This is a genomic window from Bacteroides sp. HPS0048 (genome assembly GCF_964240755.1).
Taxonomy (GTDB): Bacteria; Bacteroidota; Bacteroidia; order Bacteroidales; family Bacteroidaceae; genus Bacteroides; species Bacteroides nordii.
This window is the reverse complement of the sequence record NZ_CAXSVC010000038.1, coordinates 15,564-41,337: the sequence shown is the minus strand read 5'-3', so window position 1 is coordinate 41,337 and position 25,774 is coordinate 15,564. Positions and strand designations below refer to the sequence as shown.

22 protein-coding genes are annotated in these 25,774 nt (G+C 38.5%); 16 read left to right on the top strand and 6 right to left on the bottom strand.

The genetic code is table 11. The features are described 5' to 3' along the window. Nucleotides 1–77: 77 nt before the first annotated feature. Nucleotides 78–2,006 carry an NAD(+) synthase gene (locus ACESQI_RS20940; protein ID WP_007484898.1) on the bottom strand — a complete coding sequence of 643 codons (1,929 nt, stop codon included), beginning with the start codon at nucleotides 2,004–2,006 and terminating at the stop codon, nucleotides 78–80. A gap of 363 nt (nucleotides 2,007–2,369) precedes the next feature. On the opposite strand from ACESQI_RS20940, the gene ACESQI_RS20935 reads away from it, so the two are divergent. The 3 genes from ACESQI_RS20935 to ACESQI_RS20925 all read left to right on the top strand — a co-directional run bounded on the left by ACESQI_RS20935 (nucleotide 2,370) and on the right by ACESQI_RS20925 (nucleotide 4,145). Next, nucleotides 2,370–2,789, top strand: coding sequence for a Fur family transcriptional regulator (locus ACESQI_RS20935; protein ID WP_085929619.1), 420 nt, complete (start codon nucleotides 2,370–2,372; stop codon nucleotides 2,787–2,789). A gap of 21 nt (nucleotides 2,790–2,810) precedes the next feature. Then, nucleotides 2,811–3,368, top strand: a complete 558-nt coding sequence (locus ACESQI_RS20930; protein WP_002561768.1) for an NADH peroxidase — start codon at nucleotides 2,811–2,813, stop codon at nucleotides 3,366–3,368. A gap of 141 nt (nucleotides 3,369–3,509) precedes the next feature. Then, nucleotides 3,510–4,145: a SagB/ThcOx family dehydrogenase gene (locus ACESQI_RS20925; protein ID WP_007484900.1), complete on the top strand. Its 636-nt coding sequence runs from the start codon at nucleotides 3,510–3,512 to the stop codon at nucleotides 4,143–4,145. A 92-nt stretch (nucleotides 4,146–4,237) separates the two neighbouring features. On the opposite strand, the gene ACESQI_RS20920 is transcribed toward ACESQI_RS20925, so the two are convergent. Continuing rightward, nucleotides 4,238–4,708, bottom strand: coding sequence for a co-chaperone YbbN (locus tag ACESQI_RS20920; RefSeq protein ID WP_002561766.1), 471 nt, complete (start codon nucleotides 4,706–4,708; stop codon nucleotides 4,238–4,240). Between the two features lie 2 nt (nucleotides 4,709–4,710). Beyond that, entirely contained in the window at nucleotides 4,711–5,016 is a 306-nt protein-coding gene (gene trxA / locus ACESQI_RS20915; protein WP_007484901.1) for a thioredoxin, read from the bottom strand. A gap of 168 nt (nucleotides 5,017–5,184) precedes the next feature. On the opposite strand from trxA, the gene ACESQI_RS20910 reads away from it, so the two are divergent. The 4 genes from ACESQI_RS20910 to ACESQI_RS20895 all read left to right on the top strand — a co-directional run bounded on the left by ACESQI_RS20910 (nucleotide 5,185) and on the right by ACESQI_RS20895 (nucleotide 10,035). After that, nucleotides 5,185–5,991, top strand: a complete 807-nt coding sequence (locus tag ACESQI_RS20910; RefSeq protein WP_007484902.1) for a UDP-2,3-diacylglucosamine diphosphatase — start codon at nucleotides 5,185–5,187, stop codon at nucleotides 5,989–5,991. Beyond that, entirely contained in the window at nucleotides 5,988–7,112 is a 1,125-nt protein-coding gene (locus tag ACESQI_RS20905) for a glycosyltransferase family protein (RefSeq protein WP_007484903.1), read from the top strand. Before ACESQI_RS20910 ends, ACESQI_RS20905 begins: the two co-directional genes overlap by 4 nt. Beyond that, nucleotides 7,109–7,291, top strand: a complete 183-nt coding sequence (locus ACESQI_RS20900) for a type II toxin-antitoxin system HicB family antitoxin (protein WP_007484904.1) — start codon at nucleotides 7,109–7,111, stop codon at nucleotides 7,289–7,291. Before ACESQI_RS20905 ends, ACESQI_RS20900 begins: the two co-directional genes overlap by 4 nt. A gap of 77 nt (nucleotides 7,292–7,368) precedes the next feature. Further along, a complete protein-coding gene (locus ACESQI_RS20895; RefSeq protein WP_373127023.1) occupies nucleotides 7,369–10,035 on the top strand; it encodes a DEAD/DEAH box helicase family protein in 2,667 nt (888 codons plus the stop codon). A gap of 91 nt (nucleotides 10,036–10,126) precedes the next feature. Here ACESQI_RS20895 and ACESQI_RS20890 read toward each other — a convergent pair whose 3' ends face one another. The 3 genes from ACESQI_RS20890 to ACESQI_RS20880 form a co-directional block, all read right to left on the bottom strand. After that, complete coding sequence (locus tag ACESQI_RS20890; protein WP_002561760.1) at nucleotides 10,127–12,289, bottom strand: S46 family peptidase; 2,163 nt, start codon at nucleotides 12,287–12,289, stop codon at nucleotides 10,127–10,129. Between the two features lie 105 nt (nucleotides 12,290–12,394). Next, nucleotides 12,395–14,560: a S46 family peptidase gene (locus ACESQI_RS20885; protein ID WP_002561759.1), complete on the bottom strand. Its 2,166-nt coding sequence runs from the start codon at nucleotides 14,558–14,560 to the stop codon at nucleotides 12,395–12,397. Between the two features lie 96 nt (nucleotides 14,561–14,656). Continuing rightward, nucleotides 14,657–15,883 (bottom strand): anaerobic sulfatase-maturation protein, encoded by a 1,227-nt coding sequence (locus tag ACESQI_RS20880; protein WP_002561758.1) that lies wholly within the window; start codon nucleotides 15,881–15,883, stop codon nucleotides 14,657–14,659. Between the two features lie 230 nt (nucleotides 15,884–16,113). Here ACESQI_RS20880 and ACESQI_RS20875 point away from each other — a divergent pair, with 230 nt between their 5' ends. The 9 genes from ACESQI_RS20875 to lepB all read left to right on the top strand — a co-directional run bounded on the left by ACESQI_RS20875 (nucleotide 16,114) and on the right by lepB (nucleotide 25,709). Beyond that, nucleotides 16,114–16,842, top strand: a complete 729-nt coding sequence (locus ACESQI_RS20875) for a DUF4369 domain-containing protein (RefSeq protein WP_025868171.1) — start codon at nucleotides 16,114–16,116, stop codon at nucleotides 16,840–16,842. A 44-nt stretch (nucleotides 16,843–16,886) separates the two neighbouring features. Continuing rightward, a complete protein-coding gene (locus ACESQI_RS20870) occupies nucleotides 16,887–18,629 on the top strand; it encodes a hypothetical protein (protein WP_195660274.1) in 1,743 nt (580 codons plus the stop codon). A gap of 164 nt (nucleotides 18,630–18,793) precedes the next feature. Further along, a complete protein-coding gene (locus ACESQI_RS20865) occupies nucleotides 18,794–19,171 on the top strand; it encodes a DUF3244 domain-containing protein (protein WP_025868173.1) in 378 nt (125 codons plus the stop codon). Nucleotides 19,172–19,185: 14 nt separating this feature from the next. After that, nucleotides 19,186–20,085, top strand: coding sequence for a hypothetical protein (locus ACESQI_RS20860; RefSeq protein ID WP_373127020.1), 900 nt, complete (start codon nucleotides 19,186–19,188; stop codon nucleotides 20,083–20,085). Between the two features lie 404 nt (nucleotides 20,086–20,489). After that, nucleotides 20,490–22,409, top strand: coding sequence for a transglutaminase domain-containing protein (locus ACESQI_RS20855; protein ID WP_373127018.1), 1,920 nt, complete (start codon nucleotides 20,490–20,492; stop codon nucleotides 22,407–22,409). A 93-nt stretch (nucleotides 22,410–22,502) separates the two neighbouring features. Next, nucleotides 22,503–22,898 carry a hypothetical protein gene (locus tag ACESQI_RS20850; RefSeq protein ID WP_320908452.1) on the top strand — a complete coding sequence of 132 codons (396 nt, stop codon included), beginning with the start codon at nucleotides 22,503–22,505 and terminating at the stop codon, nucleotides 22,896–22,898. A gap of 57 nt (nucleotides 22,899–22,955) precedes the next feature. After that, nucleotides 22,956–24,146 (top strand): 6-bladed beta-propeller, encoded by a 1,191-nt coding sequence (locus tag ACESQI_RS20845; protein ID WP_320908453.1) that lies wholly within the window; start codon nucleotides 22,956–22,958, stop codon nucleotides 24,144–24,146. 1 nt (nucleotide 24,147) lies between these two features. Further along, nucleotides 24,148–24,780 (top strand): hypothetical protein, encoded by a 633-nt coding sequence (locus tag ACESQI_RS20840; RefSeq protein WP_320908454.1) that lies wholly within the window; start codon nucleotides 24,148–24,150, stop codon nucleotides 24,778–24,780. A gap of 35 nt (nucleotides 24,781–24,815) precedes the next feature. After that, the gene (gene lepB / locus ACESQI_RS20835) at nucleotides 24,816–25,709 is read left to right on the top strand and encodes a signal peptidase I (protein WP_368107073.1); all 894 of its coding nucleotides are present in this window, start codon (nucleotides 24,816–24,818) and stop codon (nucleotides 25,707–25,709) included. Nucleotides 25,710–25,774 lie beyond the last annotated feature (65 nt).

Genomic DNA, 25,774 nt, shown 5'->3' with positions numbered 1-25,774 from the left:
TTAGTGATTAGTGAGTAGTGATTAGTGGGCTGCGCTATTACGCCGCATCGTACTAATCACTACTCACTAATCACTTATTACTCTTTTTCAATTTCCTTCAGCCATGCTGCTGCCGAAGCATCACTTGGCATGCGCCAGTCGCCACGTGGACTGATAGAGATACTTCCTACTTTAGGACCGTCGGGCAAACAGGAACGTTTGAACTGCTGGTTGAAGAAGCGGCGGAAGAAGATGAGTAACCATTTCTTGATCGTCTCTTCATCATATACTTCTTTGAATGCCAATGAAGCCAGCATGAATATCTTTGACGGACGAAAACCGAAACGCATGAAATAATAGAGGAAGAAGTCGTGCAATTCGTACGGACCTACCAGATCCTCTGTTTTTTGTTTGATATCTCCATTTTCATCTGCCGGAATTAATTCGGGGCTAATAGGTGTATCTACAATATCGAGTAGAGTAATACATGATGTTTCGTCTACTTCGTTTTCTGCTACCCACTTTACCAGATATTTCACCAGGGTTTTAGGAATACTTCCGTTTACACCGTACATCGACATGTGATCGCCGTTGTATGTAGCCCACCCTAAAGCCAGTTCTGATAAATCGCCTGTTCCGATTACCATTCCTCCTGTCTGATTGGCTATATCCATCAATATCTGTGTGCGTTCGCGTGCCTGAGCATTTTCGTAAGTTACGTCGTGTACATTGATGTCATGGTTAATGTCCTTGAAGTGTTGAATACATGCTTCTTTAATACTGATTTCCCGTAAGGTAATGCCGAGTGAGTTCATAAGAGAGATGGCATTGTGATAAGTGCGGTTGGTTGTACCGAAACCCGGCATAGTGACACCAATAATATTTTTGCGGGATAAACCTAATTTATCGAAGGTTTTGACGCAGACAAGTAAGGCAAGTGTAGAATCCAACCCTCCTGAGATACCAATTACGGCAGTTTTAGCTCCGGTATGCACAAGGCGTTGTGCAAGTCCAGCTACCTGTATTGAAAAAACTTCTTCACAACGTTCATTCAATGCTGCTCCTTGTGGGACAAATGGATGCCTCTTAAATGTACGTGTCAGATTTAGTTCTTTGCTGTTTACAAACTCCGTAGCAATACGCACAGGCTTTTTATCTGCCGGAATATTTCCTTTACTTGCTGCGAATGTTGTATTAATACGCCGTTCGGCGCGCAGATATTCTACATCTATTTCGCTAATAATCAATTGTTCTTCAAAACTGAAGCGATCATTGTGTGCCAATTGGTTACCATTTTCATAGATAAGTCCGTTTCCGGCAAAAACTACATCGGTAGTAGACTCTCCGAATCCGCAGGAAGAGAATACATATCCCGAAATACAGCGTGCAGATTGTTGGCTGATAAGCGAACGGAGGTAACTGTTTTTACCTATCCCTTCATTGTCGGCAGAAAGATTAAATATGATTTCAGCCCCTTGTAGCGCAAGTGTTGAGCTTGGAGGTATGGTAGACCATAAGTCTTCGCATATTTCAATCCCGAAAATAGTGTCTGATGTTTCGAATAACAGATTTGTACCCATTGGGATGATTTGTCCGCAAAGTCGTACACTGGTTTCTGCTATTTGCAGAGCAGAGGTGAACCAACGCTGTTCGTAAAACTCTTTATAGTTGGGTAGATAGGTTTTGGGGACTACACCCAGTACTTTACCTTTCTGGATAACTACGGCTGCATTGATAACAGTAGAATTTACGATTACCGGCATTCCTAAAATAGAGATGATATCCAGTTGGCGGGTATTATTTAATATCTGCATTAGCGCCATTTCTGCTTCTTCCAGCAAGAGCTGTTGGCCGAAAAGATCGCCACAGGTATAAGCAGTGATACACATTTCGGGGAAAGTGATAATCTGTACTCCTTTGCCATCTGCAACTGCTATCAGGCTTTCGAGTTGTTTGGCATTGAAATTACAGTCCGCTATTTTAACGCGCGGTACTGCTGCTGCTACTTTTACAAATCCGTAGTTCATAATTGATAAATATTAAAATGTGATATATTAACACATTATTATTTGCGTTGCAAAATTAGGAAATTGTTTTGATATATTCGTTTGATAGTATCTAAAAGGATATTCTAATTAATCTAATGCTTGCAGACTACGCTTTGCCTGCAAGGAGGCAAGGCGTAGTCTATATACCTCTTCCGGTAAATAACCAGAGTACATTTAAACTGGTATATTCTGACTACCTACTACTAAAATCTGATTACTTACAAAAGATGTAGCTATTTTTTATAAAATTTATTGGCTAATTATTTGCAGAAATAAAAGAAACTCCTATCTTTGCTTCGAATTTAAAGTTGTAATCATTACAATTTTGTATAAGCAGAGCCTATGAAGCCATATAACCGATTATTAGAGTACAACATAAAACCTTCCATGCAGCGTATTGCCATTATGGAGTATCTGATGGAGCATCGTACACATCCGTCGGCTGATGAAATATATACAGCTTTATCTTCCTCAATGCCAACGCTTTCAAAGACAACAGTGTATAATACGCTGAAACTATTTGCAGAGCAGGGAGCAGCCCTGATGCTTACTATTGATGAACGTAATGCCAATTTTGATGCGGATACTTCACCGCATGCGCATTTTATTTGTAAGAGATGCGGAAATATATATGATTTGGAACTTCCTATTGAAATAAAAGAGGTTATAGGACTTCAAATGGATGGGCACGAGATAACTGAAATGCATTATTACTATAAAGGAATTTGTAAGAATTGCTTGAAAAATATACGTATTGACTAATTAATTAAAATTAAAGACAAAATGAAGAAATTTAGATGTACTGTATGCGGTTACGTTTACGAAGGTGACGCAGCTCCTGAGAAATGTCCATTGTGTAAAGCACCTGCCAGCAAATTTGTAGAAGTTGTTGAAACTGAAGGTGGTGCACTTACTTTTGTTGACGAACACGTAATTGGTGTTGCCAAAGGTTGCGATGACGAAATGATTAAGGATCTGAACAATCACTTCATGGGCGAGTGTACAGAGGTTGGTATGTACCTGGCTATGAGCCGTCAGGCTGATCGTGAGGGTTATCCTGAAGTAGCAGAGGCTTTCAAACGTTACGCTTGGGAAGAAGCAGAACACGCTTCTAAATTTGCTGAGCTGCTGGGTGACTGTGTATGGGATACTAAGACTAACCTGGAGAAGAGAATGAACGCCGAAGCTGGTGCTTGCGAAGATAAAAAACGTATTGCTACCCGTGCTAAAGCATTGAATCTGGATGCTATTCATGATACAGTTCATGAAATGTGTAAAGATGAAGCACGTCACGGTAAAGGTTTTGAAGGACTTTACAACCGTTATTTCGGAAAGAAATAATAAATATATAGTTCACAAATGAAGAAAAGGCTTGTGTCTGTTTAACAGATGCAGGCCTTTTTTATTAAACTTTCTTAGAAAAAGATTGGAATCACTAAGATACGGTTATATTTGCGCATAAACTTTTAAAAACCACAGATTATGAGGAAAGTACAACTGTTATTATTGTGCCTGTTTATCTCAGTAGCTACATTTGCTGCTGATAAAGTGATCCGATTGCCTAAACCGAATTTGAATCGCAATAGTGAAGTGATGGAAGCATTTGCCAACCGCCATTCTACGCGTGAATATGCTGCAAAAGCATTAGCTCTTACTGATTTATCAGATTTACTCTGGGCTGCCAATGGTATAAATCGTCCGGAAGAAGGGAAACGTACAGCCCCTTCGGCTATGAACAAACAAGATGTAGATGTTTATGTAGTACTGCCCGAAGCTACTTATTTGTATGATGCGAAAGCACACCAGCTGAATCTGGTGGCTGAAGGAGATCATCGGGGAGCAGTGGCAGGAGGACAGGCTTTTGTAAAGTCGGCACCTGTTTCTTTATTGTTGGTTAGTGACTTGTCTCGTTTAGGTGATGCCAAGAATACTCATACTCAGTTGATGGGGGCTGTGGATGCAGGCATCGTTTCGCAGAATATTTCAATCTTTTGTTCTGCTGCCAAATTAGCTACTGTGCCAAGGGCCTCAATGGACACAGCTAAATTGAAAAGTGTATTGAAACTGACCGATACTCAGTTACCATTGATGAACCATCCGGTGGGATATCATAAATAGTGATAAGTGATTAGTGATAAGTGATTAGTGATAAGTGATTGGTGCCATGCGGCTTAAGCGCAACTAACTAATCACTTATCACTAATCATTTATCACTGTTTCAACAAGAATTCGTCTATTGCTTTTTGGTAGGTGGCTTTATCTGCCGCACCACGGAAAAGCTGTGGTTCTCCATTCATTGGGATGAATACAAAAAGGGGAATGCTTGTTGCATTAAATAAAGCTGCCAATTCCTTTTCTTTATCCACATTAACCTTATAAATTACGATCTTGCCGTCGTATTCCTTTGCCAGTGACTTCATGATAGGAGCTGTCATTCGGCAAGGCCCACACCAGTCAGCGTATAAATCAATGATGGCAGGTTTATTACCTTTGTATTTCCATTCTTTGGTGTTCTCGTAATCAAATACATCCTTAATGAACATATCTTTATTCATTACGATTACTTCACCGCTTTTTACCTCTTTACCTTGTTGATCTGCATTTATCTTGCTTCCATCATTGAAAGCATAAACAATTACGCTGACCATGACAAAAGCTACCATAGCTAATACCTTCTTCATTCTTAATTTTTATGTGAATACTGTTCGATAACTCCTGTTAATTCACTGGCATGTATCATTCCGGAGTGACGCCACACAGCTTCTCCATTACTGAATAGTATGAATGTAGGTACGGCCTGTATACGGAATCTTGCTGCCAGTTGTTCATGTTGGTCCACATCAATCTTAGCGATGCGGGCTTTATCTCCTATCTTAGCTTTTACTTCTTCAAGAATTGGCTTCATAGCCTTGCAAGGACCACACCATTCTGCAAAAAAATCTACTAAAACCGGGACCGGTGACTGTATTAATTCATCAAATTTTTCCATAATTTTCCTTTCTTAAAATAAATTGCCAGCCTCTTCGGGCTGCGAATATAATTACTATTTTAGATATATAACGCCGAAAAGCTGATTTTGTTCATAAAATAGTAACTGTAAAGACATCAGCTTGTAATGTGAAATACGGACTTTTGCATATCGAAAAACTGAAATGTTATGCATTTACGCACGTATTATCCTACAGTTGTTCTTTCAGATATTCATCTGGGAACTCAGCACTCCAAAACAGAGGAGGTGACCCGCTTCCTTAAATCAATCAATTGTGACCGTCTGATATTGAATGGAGATATTATCGACGGGTGGCATCTGAAAAAAAGCGGTTTAAGTAAATGGAAGGCTAAGCATACAGACTTTTTCAAAGTTATCATGAAGATGATGGAGAATTTCGGTACACAGGTTATTTATGTCCGTGGCAATCACGATGATTTTCTTGATAATCTGGCACCACTGAACTTTTCTAATATACAGATTGTTAAGGACTGCATCTACGAAAGTCACGGTAGACGTTATTATGTGACGCATGGTGACGTTTTTGATAGAATAACTACCCAAATGAAGTGGTTGGCTAAACTGGGCGATACCGGATATACATTTTTACTTTGGCTTAACAAAGTGTATAATGCCCGGCGAATGAAACAGGGAAAAACTTATTATTCACTATCCCAGTCTATCAAAAATAAAGTGAAATCAGCCGTTTCTTATATTTCTGATTTTGAAAAAGAACTGGTAATACTGGCAAAGGCCAGAAAGTGTGACGGAGTAATCTGTGGGCATATTCATCATCCTGCCAATACTTGTTATGATGGAATTCATTATCTGAATTCCGGTGACTGGGTAGAGTCACTTTCTGCATTGACAGAAGATGAGGAAGGAAATTGGAGTGTACGTTACTTTGATAATGTGCTGATGTCAGAAAAAGAGCAGGAAAAGGGGGAAACCAAACAAATAACAATAGCCTCATGAGATTTTTATTTATTGTTCAGGGAGAAGGGAGAGGTCACCTTACACAAGCGTTGACTCTCGAAGATATGTTACAGCGCAATGGGCACGAGGTAGTAGAAGTGCTTGTGGGTAAAAGCTCGTCGCGTACTTTACCGGGCTTTTTCAATCGGAATATAAAGGCTCCGGTGAAGCGTTTTCTCAGCCCTAACTTCTTACCTTCGCCCGATAATAAACGTGCTAATTTGAAAAAAAGCTTTGCTTACAATCTTATACACCTACCGGAATATGTCCGTAGTATGTGTTATATAAACCAACGGATCAGGAAAACAGGGGCGGAAGTAGTAATCAACTTCTACGAACTTTTAACCGGACTTACCTATATGTTCTTCCGCCCTTCTGTTCCGTACGTTTGTATTGGGCATCAGTATTTGTTTTTGCACCGGGAATTTGAATTTCCGGAGAAAGATGCAGTTCAACTGTTTATGCTTCGCCTCTTTACACGAATGACAAGCTTGAAAGCAAAGAAGCGTTTGGCTCTTTCTTTTCGCAAGATGTCCGAAGACAGAGAAAACAATCTTGTTGTAGTTCCTCCTTTGCTCCGACAGGAGGTTACTGCTATTCGTCCCGAAGCGGGTAATTATATTCATGGTTATATGGTCAATGCCGGTTTCTCTGATAGTGTGAAAGCTTTTCATTCTGTTCATCCGGAAGTACCCTTACATTTTTTCTGGGACAAGGCGGATACAGCGGAGGTGACTCGGATGGATGAGACGTTGAGCTTTCATCAACTCGATGATGTGAAATTTCTTAATTATATGGCAGGATGTCGTGCTTATGCCAGTACCGCAGGCTTTGAGTCTATTTGCGAGGCCATGTATTTGGGTAAACCCGTATTGATGGTGCCAGCCCATATTGAACAAGATTGCAACGCTTATGATGCAGTTCGTGCGGGTGCCGGTATTGTGAGTGACTCGTTTGCACTTGAACCCTTGCTTCGCTTTGCCGGCAAGTATTGTCCCAGCCGTGAGTTTATTTACTGGGCACGTAGTAGTGAACGCCATATTATCTGTGAACTCGAAAATCTGATTGATCATCAGTCAGTTGTAAATATACCAACATTTACTAATTATTTACCGATATGAAACTGAATAAAACAGATTATGTGCTTGAGCGCACATCCGATGGCGGTTATTACGCCTGGCTTGCCGTGAATATTCAATGTAATGCGTATGGAGATTCTCCTGAAGAGGCAGTGGATAATTTGCAGCAATCAATGGAAGATTTACTTGATGAGATGTATTTGGTAGAAGAATTTATTTGACGATTCATTACCTGTTACTCCTTAAAAAAGTATACCTTTGGGGCATTACATTATACAAAATAGGGGTTAGCGGCATTATGAATACATTTCCTTCCGGAATTAAATTTAAATATCCATGGCGGAATTATCAGGCGAGAGTTCTTGCTGAACTTGAAAACTTTCTGGATGACAACGCTTTGCATGTAGTAGCACCTCCCGGCTCAGGAAAAACAGTACTCGGACTTGAGGTGATGTTACGAATCAATAAGCCTACTTTAATCTTAGCACCCACTATTGCAGTACGCAATCAGTGGATCGATCGTTTCTGTGAACTTTTTCTGCAGACAGAGATTACGCCGGAGTGGATATCATATGATATTAAATCTCCTTCATTTCTTACCGTTTCAACCTATCAGGGGGTGCATGCAGCCTGTAATGATTTTAAAGATAATTGTCGTTCGGACGGTTGTATGAAGGAGATTGTCCGACTACTTCGTGAACAGGGAGTACAGACCGTTGTTGTGGATGAAGCCCATCATCTGAAAAATGAATGGTGGACTACATTGATTAGTCTGAAAGAAGAATTGAAGCCGACTCTTGTGGGACTGACCGCTACTCCACCTTATGATGTATCTGCCAATGAATGGCAACGTTATATTGAGTTGAATGGTCCGATTGATACAGAGATTACTGTTCCGGAACTGATTATCGAAGGAGACTTATGCCCTCATCAGGATTGTGTCTGTTTTTCGCGTCCTTCTGCCGAAGAGTATAAAGTGATCAATAAATATCGCAATCAGGTATATGCGCTTTTTCAGGAGATAAAGCAGGATGAAGAACTGATTCGTGCCATGACTTCTCTGTCTGTATGGACTGAGCCGAATAAGAATCTCGACTGGATTTACAGTAATATGCCTTACTACTCTTCTTTACTTATATTTCTGAATACTGCCGGGCTTTCTGTTTCGTCCGAACATCTTGACGTTTTGGGAGACAAACATCCTGATTTTCCAGTCTTTGACTATCAATGGGCACAAGTATTACTTGAGTTTTATCTGCTGAAAGAAAGAGGTAGGTTCACCGGATTTGAGAAACACCAGGAAAAACTTGAACACCGCTTACTACGTCATGGGGTAATGGAACATAGGCAGATAACTTTTTTGCAAAACAAAGAGATCACCTCATTGTTGGGCACCAGTATTGAAAAGCTGAATAGTATTTATCAGATTGTGAATTTTGAATATCGTCAGTTGGGACAAGGATTACGATTGGTAGTACTCACTGATTTTATTCGTAAAGAGTTTCTTGTCAATGCCGGGGAGAATACCCTTGAACTAAATAAGTTGGGAGTAATACCCATTTTTGAGAAACTTCGCAGAACGAACTCTGAACACATGAAAATAGGAGTGCTGACAGGGAGTATTATTATTCTGCCTGTTTCTGCCTGCGAGTTGTTTGAGGCTTGTGCAGAAAGCAGGGGAGTGACGAAACTTACTTATAATCCATTACCTTACGATACCGGATACATACAAGTGGCGCTGACTGAAGGGCTGAAAAACGATGTTGTGAAAATAGTGACGGATGTGTTTCAGAAAGGTGGTATAGAGATATTGATAGGTACTAAGTCGTTGTTAGGAGAAGGATGGGATGCACCGGTTCTGAATTCATTGGTATTGGCCAGCTTTGTCGGTTCTTTTGTGTTGTCCAATCAGATGCGTGGCCGTGCTATTCGCGTGGAGAAGGGAAACAGGGAGAAAGCGAGTAATATCTGGCATTTGGTTTGTGTAGATCCCACAGCTTCAGATGGGGGAAATGATGTAGAAATGTTGAAAAGGCGTTTTCGCAGTTTTGTGGGAATATCTTATCTCGAAACAGGAGGTATCGAAAATGGAATTAGCCGGTTGGGATTGCCTGCTGACTTTTCCGATGCAGAAGCTATAGATGCAGCCAATGACAGGGCTTTTCTACGTGCTTCTCAGCGTGAAAAATTGAAAGACCAGTGGGAGCGGGCATTGGGCAATGGTGTCAGTCTGGTAGAGGAAATAAAGATACCACGTGACACAGAATGCAGGCATACACATGAATTGCAGCATTTGTACCTGAACCGTACTATATCTTATTTATTGAGCAGTCTTGCTTCCGGTTTATTGATGTTTGGCCAGGAAGTCTTGTATGGTTTGTTCAAAATACGTTTTCGGCGGGTAGAAGAGTTACAATTTGTGTTGGTGATTATAGGACTTGCCGGATTGTTTCTTTTCGGACGTGAAATGTGGAAGGCTTTCTGGCTGTACATCCGTTATCGGGATATATCAAAAGATATTCATAAGATAGGGCAGGCATTAGCTTTGGCACTTGCCAGGGCAGGCGTGATAAAATCAGAGAAAGTGACTGTCGTTTCGGAACTCGATGATGATGGTGCCGTGCTTTGCCACTTGGAAGGAGGTACACGTTATGAAAAATCGATGTTTATTAATGCACTCTCGGAACTTGTTTCTGTTGTGAATAGTCCCCGTTATCTTATCATTCGTAAAAGTCATTCTTTGTTTCACACGGCTCAGGTAGATTATCACTCTGTGCCCGAATTGATAGGACGTAAAAAAGAGTGGGCTGCTTATTTGAGTATTCAATGGAGGAGATTGGTTGGAAATAACGAGTTGATGTATACTCGTATACAAGATGGAAGGAAGATTTTATTGCAGGCTCGTATGAAATCTTTGGCAGCACAATTCGCTGATAAGTCGGAGACGGTGAGTAAATGGCGGTAGTAATAATGGTTCAATATGCTAATATGCCAATATGCCAATAAGTTGTGCAGTGTAATAGCGCAGCCAATTGGCATATTGGCACATTATATAATTATTCTTTAATATCCAGCTCTTTGATTATATGTGAAGCTCCCGCATACTTTTCAATAATGAAGAGAGTATAGCGAATATCTACACAAGCGGCACGCTGGGAAGAAGGCCGGAAGGCGATATCTCCTGTCAATCCTTCATAGTTACGGTCAAAGCCGGTGCCTATCAGTTGACCTTTGCCATTGAATACCGGACTACCGGAATTTCCTCCTGTATTGTCAGTATCTACAATGAAGCAAACAGGCATCTCACCATTTTTCATAGCATAGCGTCCATAATCTTTTGTTTCGTATAGTTGCTTCAACTTAGCAGGTACAACGAATTCCCAGTTATTAGGGTCTTCTTTTTCCATAGCACCTTTCAGCGTTGTATAATATTTGTATACAGCGCCGTCCGCCGGTTCATATGAGGCTACTTTACCATATGTCAGTCTCAGTGTAGAGTTGGCATCAGGATAAATAGGAATACCTGCTTCCTGACGCATATCCATCATTCCTTTCACCCATACTTTGTGGGCAGCATCATAGTTTGTATTAGCATCATGCATTGCCAATGCTGTCTGCATCAATCCGTCGGTGATAGAATGTTTGAGCAGAATCATCCAGTCTTTGTCTATTTTGTTCAGGCTGGGTTTTTGAAGGAACTTCTCAAAATTTTCTTTATTCCCAAAGATAGAATACTTAAAGCAGGCATCTACAAATGCATCACTATCTCCTTTGAAACGGCTGTCTATCACTTTGAATATGTTGATTCGCTGTTCTTGGGGTATATAGCCCATATAAGTTTTCAGCATTTGTTTGCCTACCAGTTTCTCTACTTCGGGGAAAGGTACAGAAGCGAAATACTTTTCACCTGCGATTTTCAGTTCTTCAGTTGCCTTTTGAATTTCTTCTTTATTTTTCTTCTGTAATGCCGTTGACAGTGTTTTAGTTGACGGTATCTTCATAAAGTCTAGAGCTGTCACCAACGCTTCGTTGATAGCTTGCTGGTGATACATAGCGTCACGACGATGAGCAACGATGGAACGTATCTCGTCAAATGCTTTCTGATAAGAATCATCTCCTTTTTCACGTCCGCGAGCCAATAGTTGCTCTTGTTGTGCACGTTTTGTATCCAGTACTTTGAGACGGATTAATCCCTCGTTCATGCCAATAGCATTCTTCCAGTAATTGGCGGATGAAGCATATTTACTGGCATAGTGAATGCGCACGGCAGGATCTTTCAACATTTGTTCCATTAATACTTCCTGACGGTCACCGCGTACATGCTGACGCATGAAGTTGGTGGTCTGCATACGTTCTTCTACTTCGTCGGAAATCATATAACGCCAGTTGCGTCCGGGAAATCCCATTACAAAAGTAAAGTCTCCTTCCTGTATTCCTGCAAGGCTGATTGTGAGATGTTTCTTCACTTTCAATGGAATATTGTCTTTGGAGTATTCAGAGGGTTTACCGTCTTTATCAGCGTAGATACGGAACAAAGAAAAATCACCGGTATGGCGAGGCCACATCCAGTTGTCTGTATCAGCACCAAACTTACCGATGGAAGAAGGAGGGGCACCTACCATGCGGATATCACTGTACACCGTTTTAACAAAAAGATAATAACGGTTGCCTCCGTAGAAGGCTTTCAGTTCCAGTTTGGTTGCCGGGGTTACTTCGATATTTTCTGCTTTGGCAAAACGATCGGCTACTTTCTCCAGGTATTTGGGAGACAGGTAATTGGTGCCTTCGGGATCTTTATCTATCTTCAATTGTTCGTTGACGTATGGTGTGACGTCCAGTATACGGTCAATAAAAGTGATCTTCAGTCCTTCGCAAGGAAGTTCTTCATCCCTGTTCATTGCCCAAAAACCATCTGTCAGGTAGTCGTGTTCCACACTACTGTGTTGCTGGATAGCACCATATCCACAGTGGTGGTTAGTCAGTACTAATCCTTCTGCCGAGATCACCTCTCCGGTACAGCCGCCACCAAAGTGGACAACTGCATCTTTAAGGGCAATTCCATTAGGAGTATATACTTCTTCAATCGGAATTTCTAGTCCGAGTTCTCTCATAACAGCAGCGTTCTGAGCCTGTAAGTCGGTCAGCATCCACATACCTTCGTCGGCATGTGCTGTAAGGGCCACAAGAGAGAGGGCAGCTATTAATAATTGTTTTTTCATTTATATATAATAATGTGCTAATTTGCCAATATGTCAATGTGCCAATTGGTTGCGCTGTTATGCTGAAGAGCAATTGGCACATTGGCATATTGGCAAATAGAATAACTATTCTACAATTGTCATTTCATCAATTAAGTGTCCGCATCCGCCAAGTTTATCGAGGATGAAGAGAACATAACGGATATCCAGGTTGATACAGCGTTGCAGGTCATTATCGAAATTGATATCCCCACTCAATGATTCCCAGTTGCCGTCAAAAGCACAACCGATCAATTCACCGTTCTCGTTCAGCACAGGGCTTCCGGAATTACCACCGGTGATGTCATTGGTTGAAAGGAAGCAGACAGGCATATCACCATTAGGCATTGCATAACGTCCGAAGTCTTTCTTTTCGATCAGCTCTTTCAGTTTTGCAGGCACATTGAACTCACGGTCTTCCGGATTTTCTTTTTCCAGAATACCGTCTGTTGTAGTATAGTACTTATAGAACACACCGTCTCTTGGGCTGTAAGGTTTCACATTACCGTAAGTCAGACGTAGCGTGAAGTTGGCATCCGGATAAGAAGGAACGGGGAGTTTCATTTCGCCCAGGCCACGGATATAGATTTTATGCAGTGAGTCCAGCTTTTCATCTTCAGCCTGAAGTGCTGATCTGAGTTCTATCAGTTTTTCATATTTTCCACGTGAATATTGAGTAGCCAGATCTTTTTGGATGGCTTTTACAGTTGGCTTTTTGATAAATTTATCAAAGTTAGCCTGGTTAGCCATAATAGAGGAGTCGTACATTGCATCAACGAACTTGTTATAATCTCCTTTATATTCTTTTTCAATCGTGTTGTAGAAGTTGGGGCGCTGTTCTGCCGGAATCATTTCAGCATAAAGCGGGAACAAAGCTTTGGCTACTTTACGATCTACTTCGTGGTCATAATCTTTGTCATGAATATCAGCAAAGACTTTTTTCAGAATTTCGATATTGGCGTTAATGGCAGAATCATTCTTTTCTTCCAGTGCTTTTTCCAGTTTTTCCATGATCTGATAAGGACTTCCGAATTCAATGGCAGCGAAGAAAGCTTCTGTCAGACAAGTAGCTTGGTAGGTGAGAGGAGCGGTAATGGCTATCGCATCATCAATTTCTTTCACTACATTCATGTAGGCTGCATTGTTTTTTTCTTTGGCAAATTGTGCAAAACGTGCTTCTTGTTCTGCTTTTGTACCCAGCACATCATTATCAATAATGGCTTTATTCATTCCAATCGAATTTTTCCAGTAATTGGATGAACCTGCATATTTGTTGGCATACTGGATGCGGGTCTTATCACTGGCGTTCATGACTTCCTTCAATATGTTCAAACGAGCTGTACGTATACGAATACGTGGTTCGTTGGTAGAGTTCATACGCTCTTTTACTTCCGAAACAGTAAGATAACGGCTGGTGCTTCCGGGGAATCCCATAATCATGGCATAATCACCTTCTTTCAGTCCTTTCAAAGAGATCGAAAGATGCTTTTTGGTTTTCAAAGGTACGTTATCTGCACTGTATTCAGCAGGTTCGCCATTGGCATCTGCATAGATACGGAACATAGAGAAATCGCCGGTATGGCGAGGCCACATCCAATTATCCGTTTCACCACCAAACTTACCTACTGATGAGGGGGGAGCAGCCACCATACGTACATCCGGGTATACTTTCTTATAAAACATGTAGAATTTGTTACCTGCATAGAACGGCAAAGCTTGTGGAACAATACCTGGCTTTTCATTCAGATCACTCTTTGCATAGAGGTCTTTTGCAAGTTTATTAAGAAACTCCGGAGTAAAAGATTCAGCTTCTGTGATCTCTTTAGACTCTATCTTCTGGTTTACAAGATCTGTGATATCTTCAATTCGTTCGATAAATGTGAATTTTAATCCCGGGGTTGGTAATTCTTTATCTCTTGAAGTAGCCCAGAAACCGTCTGTCAGATAATCATGCTCTACCGAACTGTGTTGTTGGATAGATGAATATCCGCAATGGTGGTTAGTCAGGATAAGTCCTTCCGGTGAGATAATTTCTCCGGTGCATCCACCACCAAAGATACCTACTGCATCTTTTAGGGATACTCCATTCGGGTTATAGAGATCAGTTGCTTCCAGCTTTAATCCCTGTTTTTTCATCATGTCGATGGAGTTTTGCTGCTGCATCAACTGTAACAGCCACATTCCTTCGTCCGCTTTAACGGAACAAACGATTAGCGCCATTAGCGCCAGTACATAAAGTTTTAGTTTATTCATCTTTTTGATTTATGATTTATAAATTATGATTTATTATTTACGAATGATGTTCAAAGAGTTTTTTTCTTCTCCCATCTCAATTCTCCCTTCTCCCTTTTATAACTCTCCCTTTTTTATGGCTTCCATTATATTTGCCGGAGCACGTTTATTCATCAACTCTTTTTTCATGAAATCCATATAGGGTGCTACATGCTGGAAAAATTGATAATAACCTTTGCAAAGGTAATTCAGCCCGGGTTCTCCGCTTGCTGTTCTTATAAAACGGTTCTTCGGACATTCTCCGTTACAGGCAAATAAGAACTCACATTCTTTACATTGAGTTGGAAGAGAGCTCTGCTTCATTTGTCCAAAGGCATTCTGCTTTTCGCTATACATCATCTCTACCAGAGTCTTGTTGTAAATATTCCCCAGTTTATATTCCGGGAATACAAAGTGGTCGCAAGAGTATACATCTCCATTGAATTCCATTACTCCGGCATGGCCGCAAGTCTTGGCCATAGAGCAAACGCCGGGTTGTTCACCAATCCAATTAGCGAGTGTTGAATCAAATAATTGTATATAGTAGTTTCCTACATCTTCTTTTACCCATTCGTCAAATAGGGTACATAGAAAGTTACCCCATTGTTCCGGGGTAATGGAAAAGTCTGCAAGTTCACCACCTTCCTGTTCGGCAAGTGAAGCTAAATGACGTCCGTCAGTGTGCTTGAAAATACGTTCTACGATAGGAGCAAACTGTATATAATGACAATCGAGTTCTTTGAAGAAACGGTAAAATTCCAGTGGATAGTCTGCATTATAGTCGTTTACTACCGCCATGGCATTCCACTCCACTTTGTGCTTTTTGAGGAGGTTGATGCCCTGCATTACTTTTATAAAAGAAGGTTTTCCCTGCTTGTTTTTGCGATATTCATCATGGAATTCCTGTGGACCATCGATAGACACGCCTACCAGCCAGTTGTTTTCACGAAAGAATTCACACCATTCGTCCGTCAGCATAGTACCATTGGTCTGTATGCAGTTATCTATTGTACGTCCCCGGGCATATTTTTTCTGTAGTTCCATCGCCCTTTTATAAAAAGATAAAGGGCGCATTAATGTTTCTCCGCCATGCCATGTGAAAAGTACCTGTGGCATTGTCTGAGAGTTAATATATTCTTCAATGAACTTTTCCAGAAGTTCTTCACTCATTACATGTTTGGGATTCTCTTTATATAATTTAGCCTTTTCCAGATAGTAACAATAATCACATGCGAGATTACACACTGCTCCAACGGGTTTTAGCATCACGTAGAGCGGTTTGGCAAAGGGTGCGTAAGTTGACATTCTATTATATTATGAATTATAAATTATGAATCAGAATCGTTAATGTTGACTATTTGTCAAGTCATAGCTTGCAAATTTAGGTAAACTAAATGAAAATACATACCCAAAACTGGTGTTTATAAGGATTATTAAAGAAAAGAGTCTTACAAGTTTTAAATATTGATAAAATGTTTCATTCAAATCTGAATCCGTTGTACCTTTGCAGCATGAAAACCTACAAACAGATGCGTGTGAGTAAATTTTTGCCTTTATTGCTTTTGCTTCTCGTCTTTACTTCCTGTGGTCGCAAGTATAAGATAGAAGGTTCGTCATCGGTAAGCAGCCTTGATGGAAGAATGTTGTTTATAAAAACATTGCAGGAAGGGAAATGGATAAAACTTGATTCGGCAGAGGTTATTCATGGATTGTTTTCAATGAAAGGTACTGTGGATTCTGTGATGATGGCTACTCTCTATATGGATGATGAGGCTATTATGCCTTTAGTGATAGAAAAAGGTGATATTAAAATAACAATTACCAATACAGAACTGGCAGCTAAGGGTACTCCTCTTAATGATGCTCTTTATGAGTTTATCGATAAGAAAAATGCCATGGATATGAAGATTGAAGAGTTAGAACATAAGGAAGCCCGTATGGTGATGGAGGGTGCTGATCTTGCTGATATTCATGAACAGTTGACGAAGGAGGGGGAAGCGTTGATTAATGAGATGAATCAGTATGTTAAGTCGTTTATATCTGATAATTATGAAACGGTGTTAGGCCCCAGTGTCTTTTTAATGTTGTGTAGTAATCTTCCTTATCCCGTAATGACTCCGCAAATAGAGGATATAATGAAAGATGCTCCTTATTCTTTTAAAATGAATAAAATGGTGAAGGAGTTCGTATCTAAGGCAAAAGAAAACATGCAACTTATCCAGGAACACCAACGCTTGGAACAAAACGCTGCTGTAAGTAACTGATCTAAGAGTTTTTTGTGTATTTTTGCACAAAACTCAATATAGACATGTTACGACGTACTACTTATCATTTTTTATCTTTGCTCATTCTATCCTTATGGGTAATTTCTTGCCAGACGACTCCCGATTCAGTCGTTCAAACACTATCTTTGGTTGAAAAATGCATGGAGGTAGCCCCGGATAGTGCTCTTAATCTTCTAAAACGTATACCCAACCCTGATGTTTTACATGGTAAAGCCCAGGCTGACTATAGCTTGTTAATGACACAAGCTATGGATAAAAACTACATTAAACCGGAATCGGATTCTTTAATTGCAATTGCAGTAGGATATTATGGCTCTCATGATGAGAATTGGATAGCTAAAGGAAAGGCGTTCTTTTATTATGGTAGAGTAATGAAAGAACTGAATCGCCCGGAAGATGCTATGAGGTATTATTTGAAGGCCAGAAGTATATTCGAAGGGAGCAAGGAGTACAGAACATTGGGACTTATTTTAGAAGAAATGGGAACATTGAACTGGAACCAGGATCTTGCAGACGAATCTCTTTTGAATTATCAAGAAGCTCTGAGTTGTTATCGTATAATTAAGGATACTTGTTGTATGAGCTATGCATTAAGGAGTATTGGACGGTATTATCTTTCTATAGGTGCCAGTTCTGATAGTGCGTATACCTATTATCAAAAAGCTTTGGAGTTAGCTCATCGTTCTAAATGTAAATCAGAATTAACTATTCTTCAGGAATTAGGGTTATTACATCGAATGAAAAGAGATTATCAGAAAGCTGAATATTATTTGTTGCAAGCTCTTGAACTGGACGGAAAAACATCTCTTTTCTCAGAGATATATCTTTCTTTGGGGTATAATTGTCTTTTAATGGATAATAAAGATGAAGCTGAAAAATATTTGAAAAGGGCTACAGAGGCTACTAATATTTATACACAAGCAGATACTTATAGATTATTATTTGAATTAGAAAAAATGCGTAAGAATCCTTGGGAAGCTATAGAATATAAAGAGAAATCTGATTCATTAAATAGAGAAATTCAAAAAGCAGAGATAAGAGAAACGGTAGCGAGTTTACAGAAGAAATATGAGAATGAGAAGTTACAAAACGAAAATCTTCAATTGAAGATAAAGAATCAGACGATTGTTTGGCTTTGTTTCTTATTGGCCCTTTTGGTTTTTCTTGGTGCTTACTATTTTTATTACAGACAACGTCAGAATAAGAAACGAATACAGGAGATTGAAAAACAGATTGTTGAAAACAGAGAAGAGATAGCACTCTATCAGGAAGAGTTGGTAAATTACCAGGAATTGCAAAGTGAATCAGAGGACTATCGTACTAAGATTGGAGAATTGAATGGAAAAGTTTTGCTTCTGCAAGGACAGAATAAAACGCTAACAGAACGTTTGAATACATTGGGTGGTGATATTGATAATTCGTGTTCGCCTATTGATGCAAGGTATATATCTACATTCCGTATGTTACTTTCGTTAAAGTCTGGTGCTGTGAAAGGAGAACTCTCTCGTCCGGATTGGGAATGTTTGTTTGACTTATTTAATTATTTGTATTCGGATATGCTTATTCGTCTGCAGGAAGAATATCCTACATTGACTAAACATGATCTTGAAATTTGTTGTTTATTGAAGTTTGGTTTTACTAATGATGCGTTAAAACGTGTCTTTTTCACTACATCTGACTCTATAACTAAAGCCAAAGGTCGATTGAAAAAACGCTTAAATATATCAGCTCAGGAGGATTTAGACCATTTTATACGAAAATACTAAGAAAATAAATTTCCAATTGTCCGGGTCGATAATTTTTTATTTTCTGTAATTGTTTGATATATAACTGTTTACTTCTTATTGGACTAACTCAAATTGTCCGGGTCGTTTTTTTGCTTTTCTCATCAGTACATCGTACATTTGGAGAAACAAAAAACAGTATATTTATGAAATCACGTTTGTTTATGTCATTATTGGTAGCATTGTTTATGATGAGCAATGTTTTTGCAGGTACTCCTCTTGAAGATGGGTTAGTATTAAAAGGAGAATTCTCTCAGATTGGTAGTCGTTCGTTAGATCCTGCTATTCCTATTGAAGCAACTTTCGAAGGAAATGTTTTGATTGTTGAATTTACCGCTCCTGTAGGTGATGTGAATATAGTAATAAAGGATGCCACTCAAAATGTGTACACCTCTTCTATAGAGGTAACTGCTTGTGGGCAATCACTTGCTATTCCTGTAGAAGATTACAATGCTGGTACTTATACAATAGAATTTAGAAACTCAAAGGATGGTTATGTTTATGGCAATTTTACATTAATGTAATCCATAAATATAATATGAGGAAAATTCTATTTTCTGCTTGTTGCAACACATATACACAGCAAAAGACCTGTGAAGGTTTGATAAAGCTGTTGAAAGATGGACGTTATCAAGTGGATATGGCAGGCGATGTTGCCAAGGAGATGTGGCTTTCTTATAATCTTGCCTTTGCTTTTAATAGAAGAGGTTATGAGAAAATACAGACATTACGCCCTGCCATTCCAATTGTTTATTCGATCTTGGCAGATGATTATGAAGATGAGTTTATAGAAGATGCCACGCAGTATGAACATTTGCTGCTCATCGCACCGGAAAAAACTTATTCCTGTGATAGTTGTGTTACAGCTCTTCCTTTTCCGTGGGACGGAGAAGTGGATAGGTATCTTAAATATCCGCATTCCAAGCCTGCTATTCTTGTTGGAGTGGGTAATGGGCGTTCGGCATTAAGAACATTTATTGTTTTGAACACACTGACTCAATATAAGATTAATATCATTTATTCGGGAGAACAGGAACTTTATGATATAGGATATGCATCTCATGTAACTGTACGTGAAGAATTTGAGTTAGATACATTGATACAAAATGCCAGTCTTGTAATAGGTCATAAATATGTGGCTCTGCAAGGAGCTTTACATAAAAAGCCTGTTATCATTATTGGTGATTATGGATCAGGTGGTTTGTTGACTTCTGCCAATGTAGTGGAACAATATCATAACCACTTCTTGGGCAATATAGGTGGAGAATTGGATGAATACTTTTCTCTGGACCAATTGCAAAAGGAAATAACAGCAGCTTCTAAACTTTCTGTACGTGAGTTGGAGGCCATTGCAGAAAAATTGAAAAAAGAAATGTCAGAGAATAATAGAAAAGTATGGAACATTGTTTCATCTTATTCGATAATACGAAATTCCTAAATCTTACATGTTTTCTAAATTGTAGTAATTAGATTTGATTTGTATAGATTAATACACGATTGGTTGGGGTGTGGGGTACGTGAGTATCCCACACTTGTTTTAATATATAAAAAGAGTCTGAATCTATTATATATGTCTGTAATACAATACGTTAAAAAAGTACGTACTTTATGTGTATAAAGTATGCATTTTAACGATGTATTAAATAGGTAATTAACACATACTTAAATACGTACTTTTGTAATATAAAGAATCTATCCCCGATATATTGAAAAAATGATATATCTGTTTCCGCCTAATTTGTATGTTTTTGATGTTTGGTATAATTACATACCTATTGGGCGAGGATAGATATACATGTATCCATTGTCTTCTCCTATCTTTGCGTCAACAGTTATTTACTTATGAAAGACGCAATGATTAAAATACTACCTGTCTTTATCACGATATTTTCTTTTCTCTTCAGTTCGTGTAAAGAAACAAACCAACGTTTGGAATACGCTTTGGCTTTTGCCGGTGACAACCGTTCGGAGTTAGAGAAAGTCTTAACCTATTATAAAGATGATTCTCTTAAATTGAAAGCCTGTTGTTTCCTTATCGAAAACATGCCTCGATACTTTAGTTATACCGGACACGTACTGGATAGTATAAAAGCTATTAAAGCCAGTGTGGATAAAGAGGGTAAATTACCGGACGAAAAGGTGGATCCTTTGAAAGGCTTCACCTATAACCACCTCCCTAAAATATATGATGCACATGTTATCACTACTGATTATCTGATAGAGAATATAGAATTGGCTTTTGAAGAATGGGAGAAACGCCCTTGGAACAAATATGTTTCGTTTGATGAATTTTGTGAGTTGATTCTTCCCTATCGAATAGACAATGAGCCATTAGAGAACTGGAGAAGTATCTATCGTGAAAAGTTTTCTTTTCTGCTCGATTCGGTATACACAGGTTCTGATGTTATAAAAGCCTCCAATGTGATTGGGCAACACCTGAGAGACGAAAAATTCATATTCAATCGTAATTTGAATCTTCCTCACCTGGGAGCACAATTCTTATTGAAACATCGGGTAGGTAAGTGCATAGACTCCTGTGATTTTCTGGTATATGTATTACGTTCCTTAGGAATCCCTGTTGCAGTAGATGAACTTCCCTTTTCTCCGGATCATTTGGCAAGCCATACCTGGAATGTTGTTTTAGATACTACACATCTCTATGTCCCGCTTTGGTTTACAGAGAAAGATGCTGTCAGAGGTGATCGGTATGATGATGGTAGGAAAAGGGGGAAAGTACTTCGGGCCTGTTTTGGTATGCAGCCCGAACCCTATGAAGGAATGATACATAATCCTAAGGTACCCTCTTATTTTAAAGATCTTTTTAGATTGGATGTCAGTAAGGAGTACTTCCAGACTCAGTATGAAGTTCCTTCGGAAGACGAATCGGAAGAATATATGTATCTTGGTATTTTCAGTCCCCGCAGATGGGTTGCTGTAGATATGGCAAAAGTAGTCGACGGTAGAGCTGTATTCCATAACATAGAATCTGATATCGCCTACCAACCTCTTTATTTTGATGGGAAGAGATATCGGCAGACCGGACATCCTTTCACTTTGAAAGGGGATTCGTCAATCACCTTTGTTCCGGATAAGAATCAAAGTGAACGTAGCATAGTGACACGTAAATGTCCTCTCTATCCTCGTATAGCCAATCATATGACGAAAGTGGTAGGGGCCAAAATTTACAGTTCCTTATCTAAGGATTTTCAACACAAACTACTATTATATCACATCGTCGATACACCGAAAGTGAATATAAACACGGTGCACTTCGATATTCCAAGAAAGTGCCGTTATATTCGTTACGTTGCTCCCGACGATCTCTTTGTCGAGATTGCCGATCTCAACTTTTATTACAAAGATCAGCCTCTCAAAGCCATTGACATTTATGAAAGTGATTATGAGGGTCAGCCTCCTGCTGATGAATTACCGTTGTGCATGGATCATGACCCTCTGACACTATTTCTCTCGCGAAAAAAGGGAAGCTATATTACGATGGACTTCGGTAAAGAAGTACTTATAGACCGCATGGTATATATCCCCCGTAATGATGACAATTTTATCCGGATAGGAGATGTCTATGAACTACGCTATCAAGCTGGAAATGAAGGGTGGGTTTATGTTGATAAACAAAAGGCTGTGAAAGACACTCTTATTTTTGATAAAGTACCCAAAGGGGCTTTGTTTCACCTTCGGGATTTAACCCGGGGAAAAGAAGAGAAGGTGTTTTATATAGAGAATGGGAAGCAGGTGTTTCCTTAAAGAAATATAAGAATTTGATTAAATGAGAGTGAATCATAAATGAAAAAGAAAGGAGGTGATATTATTTAGAGTATATTGTTTTAAAGTGTTTTTGTGGAAAAAGTATTAAAATTAAAAAAAGGAAAAATGAATAAGAAAAAGTATTTATTAGTGTTTGCGTTTGCCGTGGCATTAGCAGCGGGAAACATGTATGTGATAAAAAATAATGGTTGTAAGGTTTTACTTTCTTTAGCTGATTTAGATAGTTCAGCTAATGACCCTAAGGAAATTGATTATTTTGTACCTAATAAAAACAACAATCCCGAACCATGCACTATATATATAGAACTGGATGCTGGTGTTGCAGTACCAGAAGGTGCAATCCATATTGGTGGAAAAAAATACGAGATACGTGGAATGGAAAATTTTTGTGAAAAGCCTGAAAAAGGAGAGGACCCTACGGGATGTGATCCTTATAATTGTCATCAAAGAATTCCTACTATAAAATAAATTGGTTATGAATAGCCTATAAAAAGGCTATTCATAATGGTATAATATAAAAGAAAGATGAAAAATATAAAAAAAATAATCAATACAGTTGTTGCTGTTATTATCTTATCTGCTTGTCACCTTAGCAGTGTAAACAATAGTCAAAGTGGAGATTTACCTGCCGTTATGGATTTCACAATTGATGTGGATAAAGTTTCTGAGCAGATAGATATTTCTTCATTGATAGAAAATAATGTAAAGATTGTAAAACTAGAGACGACTGATGAATGCCTGCTCTCTGACATTCGGCAAGTGGATTATGCAAATGGCTTGATTTATATAGCAGATAGAGTTTCTCAGGCAATCCTCATCTTTGATGAATCAGGTAAATATGTCGGGAGAATAGGACAGCGAGGTGAAGGTCCGGGAGAATACAGTAGATTAGGACGTTTCCAAGTGGTAGATTCTCATATATATATAATGGATGATGATGTAAGACAATTGTACGATTATGATTTGAAAACTCGAATCGGCATAAGATTGGATATTGATGACAATATTAATTTTTCAGATTTTTATATTATGAATGAGTATGTGTATCTTTTATCTAATAATAGATATTCCTCTATAGGTAACTTTAATTTATTCCAACATAATATGAAAACAGATGATATTATTGCTTGTTTACCATTTGACGAAGAACTTTCAAAGAAACATTCAACTTGGGGGCTTCAACAATGTTTGAGTCGGTATGATGATGAACTTCTTGTTTTATTTGCTAATAATGACACTATTTATAGTGTAACATCAGAATCTGCGGCTCCACGATATGTGTACCATTTTTCAAAACGTTCTATGCCAGCTGAACTTAGGAAAAAGGATGGAATGGAAATTATGATGACTGCTATGGATAAACGATATATTCTAGGTCTTGATGAGATCGTAAATTTGAAAGATCATTTCATTGTAAAATATGGTGATGTAATTGTCCGTTCTGTTTTGTATGATAAACGAACTGATAAGTATAAAGTTGGAAATTGGTTGACTCTCGGAGATTTAGGTAATTTCTACATGTATCATTATTACTTTACAGATAATGATGAAATGATAGTGATGGAACCTGCTGCTAGCTTTTTGTCATCTTGGGAGTCTACCTACAGCAAATCCTCTTTTGTCCGTCCGCAAGATAAAGAACGTTTTCAAGAAATTTATAACAGTACCAAAGAGGATGATAACCCTATTGTTGTACTTGCTAAAGTAAAGAAATGAAATGGGAATTGGAGTGTTGTCCACGAAAATGAGGGATTATATATTATTATTAGTAGTAATAGTTAGTAATTTGTGTTGGTTTTATAAATATAATACTGATAAAAAAGTGATTGGCGCTTTGATGAAATCGGTTGAGGTCAGTTTCCTTCAAAATACAGAACTTCGTATGCATAAAGAAAATAGATTGTATGAACTTGAATATAATGGAGATTTTTTATCAGATAGTCTTTTCTTGACAGATGTAAATGGCTTAAAGGTGAGATTGAGAGATATTATAAATGAAAACAAACTTATTTTAAGATATTCAGAGCTAAACTGCCAAACTTGTATAGACGAGCAGATTAAAAACCTGAATATATATGCAGATTCAATAGGCGCTGATCGTATATTGTTGTTTACAAATTATGAAACAGATGTGTATATGCGACGTTTTAAGAAGTTGAATAAGATAAAATTTGCTATTTATAATATGAAAGCAGATGCTAACAAATTATTGAAAGACATAGGTCTACCATATATGTTTGTACTTTCACCAAATAAAAAAATGAGGGTACAATATATGTATATTCCTCAGAAGGAAATTCCTATATTAACATCTTCTTATCTAAATATGGTGAAGGGTAAATTCTTTTGAATTAAATCATAGTTGTTTGGCTAATGAGAAGTAGAATGAAATACAAGTTTATATTAGCAGTAAACAGGTGCTTTGCATTATTGTTATTGGCATGTGGTTGCTTTACTATTTGGTTATTATTAGAAATATTTTGTATTACTTCTTTTCATGTTCCTACGGGTTCTATGGAACCGACTTTGATTTCGGGAGATGTTGTTTGGGTGAATAAGCTTGTGTATGGTGCCCGAATATTTAATCTTTGGGATGCTGCAGATGGGAAAGAATTTGCTATAAAGCGTCTGCCAGGTTTTAGACAGATAGAACGTAATGATGTAGTGGTCTTTAATTACCCTTATCCTATAAAGAAAGATAAGCACATCCGATTCGATCTTCTTTCATATTATGTAAAGCGGTGTGTTGCATTGCCAGGGGATACATTCATTATAAAAAAAGGACAATATGAAGTTCGGGGTTGTAATATACCCTTAGGTAATGTGAAGTCTCAGAAAACTTTGTTGGGGAGATTAGAGTATGAAGAAAGTAATCATGAGGGCGTCGGGATTGCCATTCGAGCCTATCCTAATGATTCATTGTTTGAATGGACTATTAAAACGTTTGGACCTTTCTATATTCCAAATGCGGGCGCACTCATTCCTATGAATTATATGAATATGATACTATATAAACAAGTTATAGAATGGGAGCAGAAAAAGAAACTAGAATTTTGTCATGGGAAAATCTTTTTGGATGGTAGAAAGATTACAAAGTATCGTTTTCTGAAAAGTTATTATTTTGTAGTTGGTGATAAAACGGAAAGTTCTTGCGATTCGCGTTATTGGGGATTACTACCTGAAGAATTTATTGTAGGTAAAGCAAGTTGGATAGGAATGTCCAAAGATATGGATACAGGTAAGGTTAGATGGGATAGAGTAGGAGCAAAAATACAATAAGAAGATTTTAGAAAAAAGTTATGTATTTATTAAGTGAAAAAATAGATCGCTTTGGAGTAGAATGG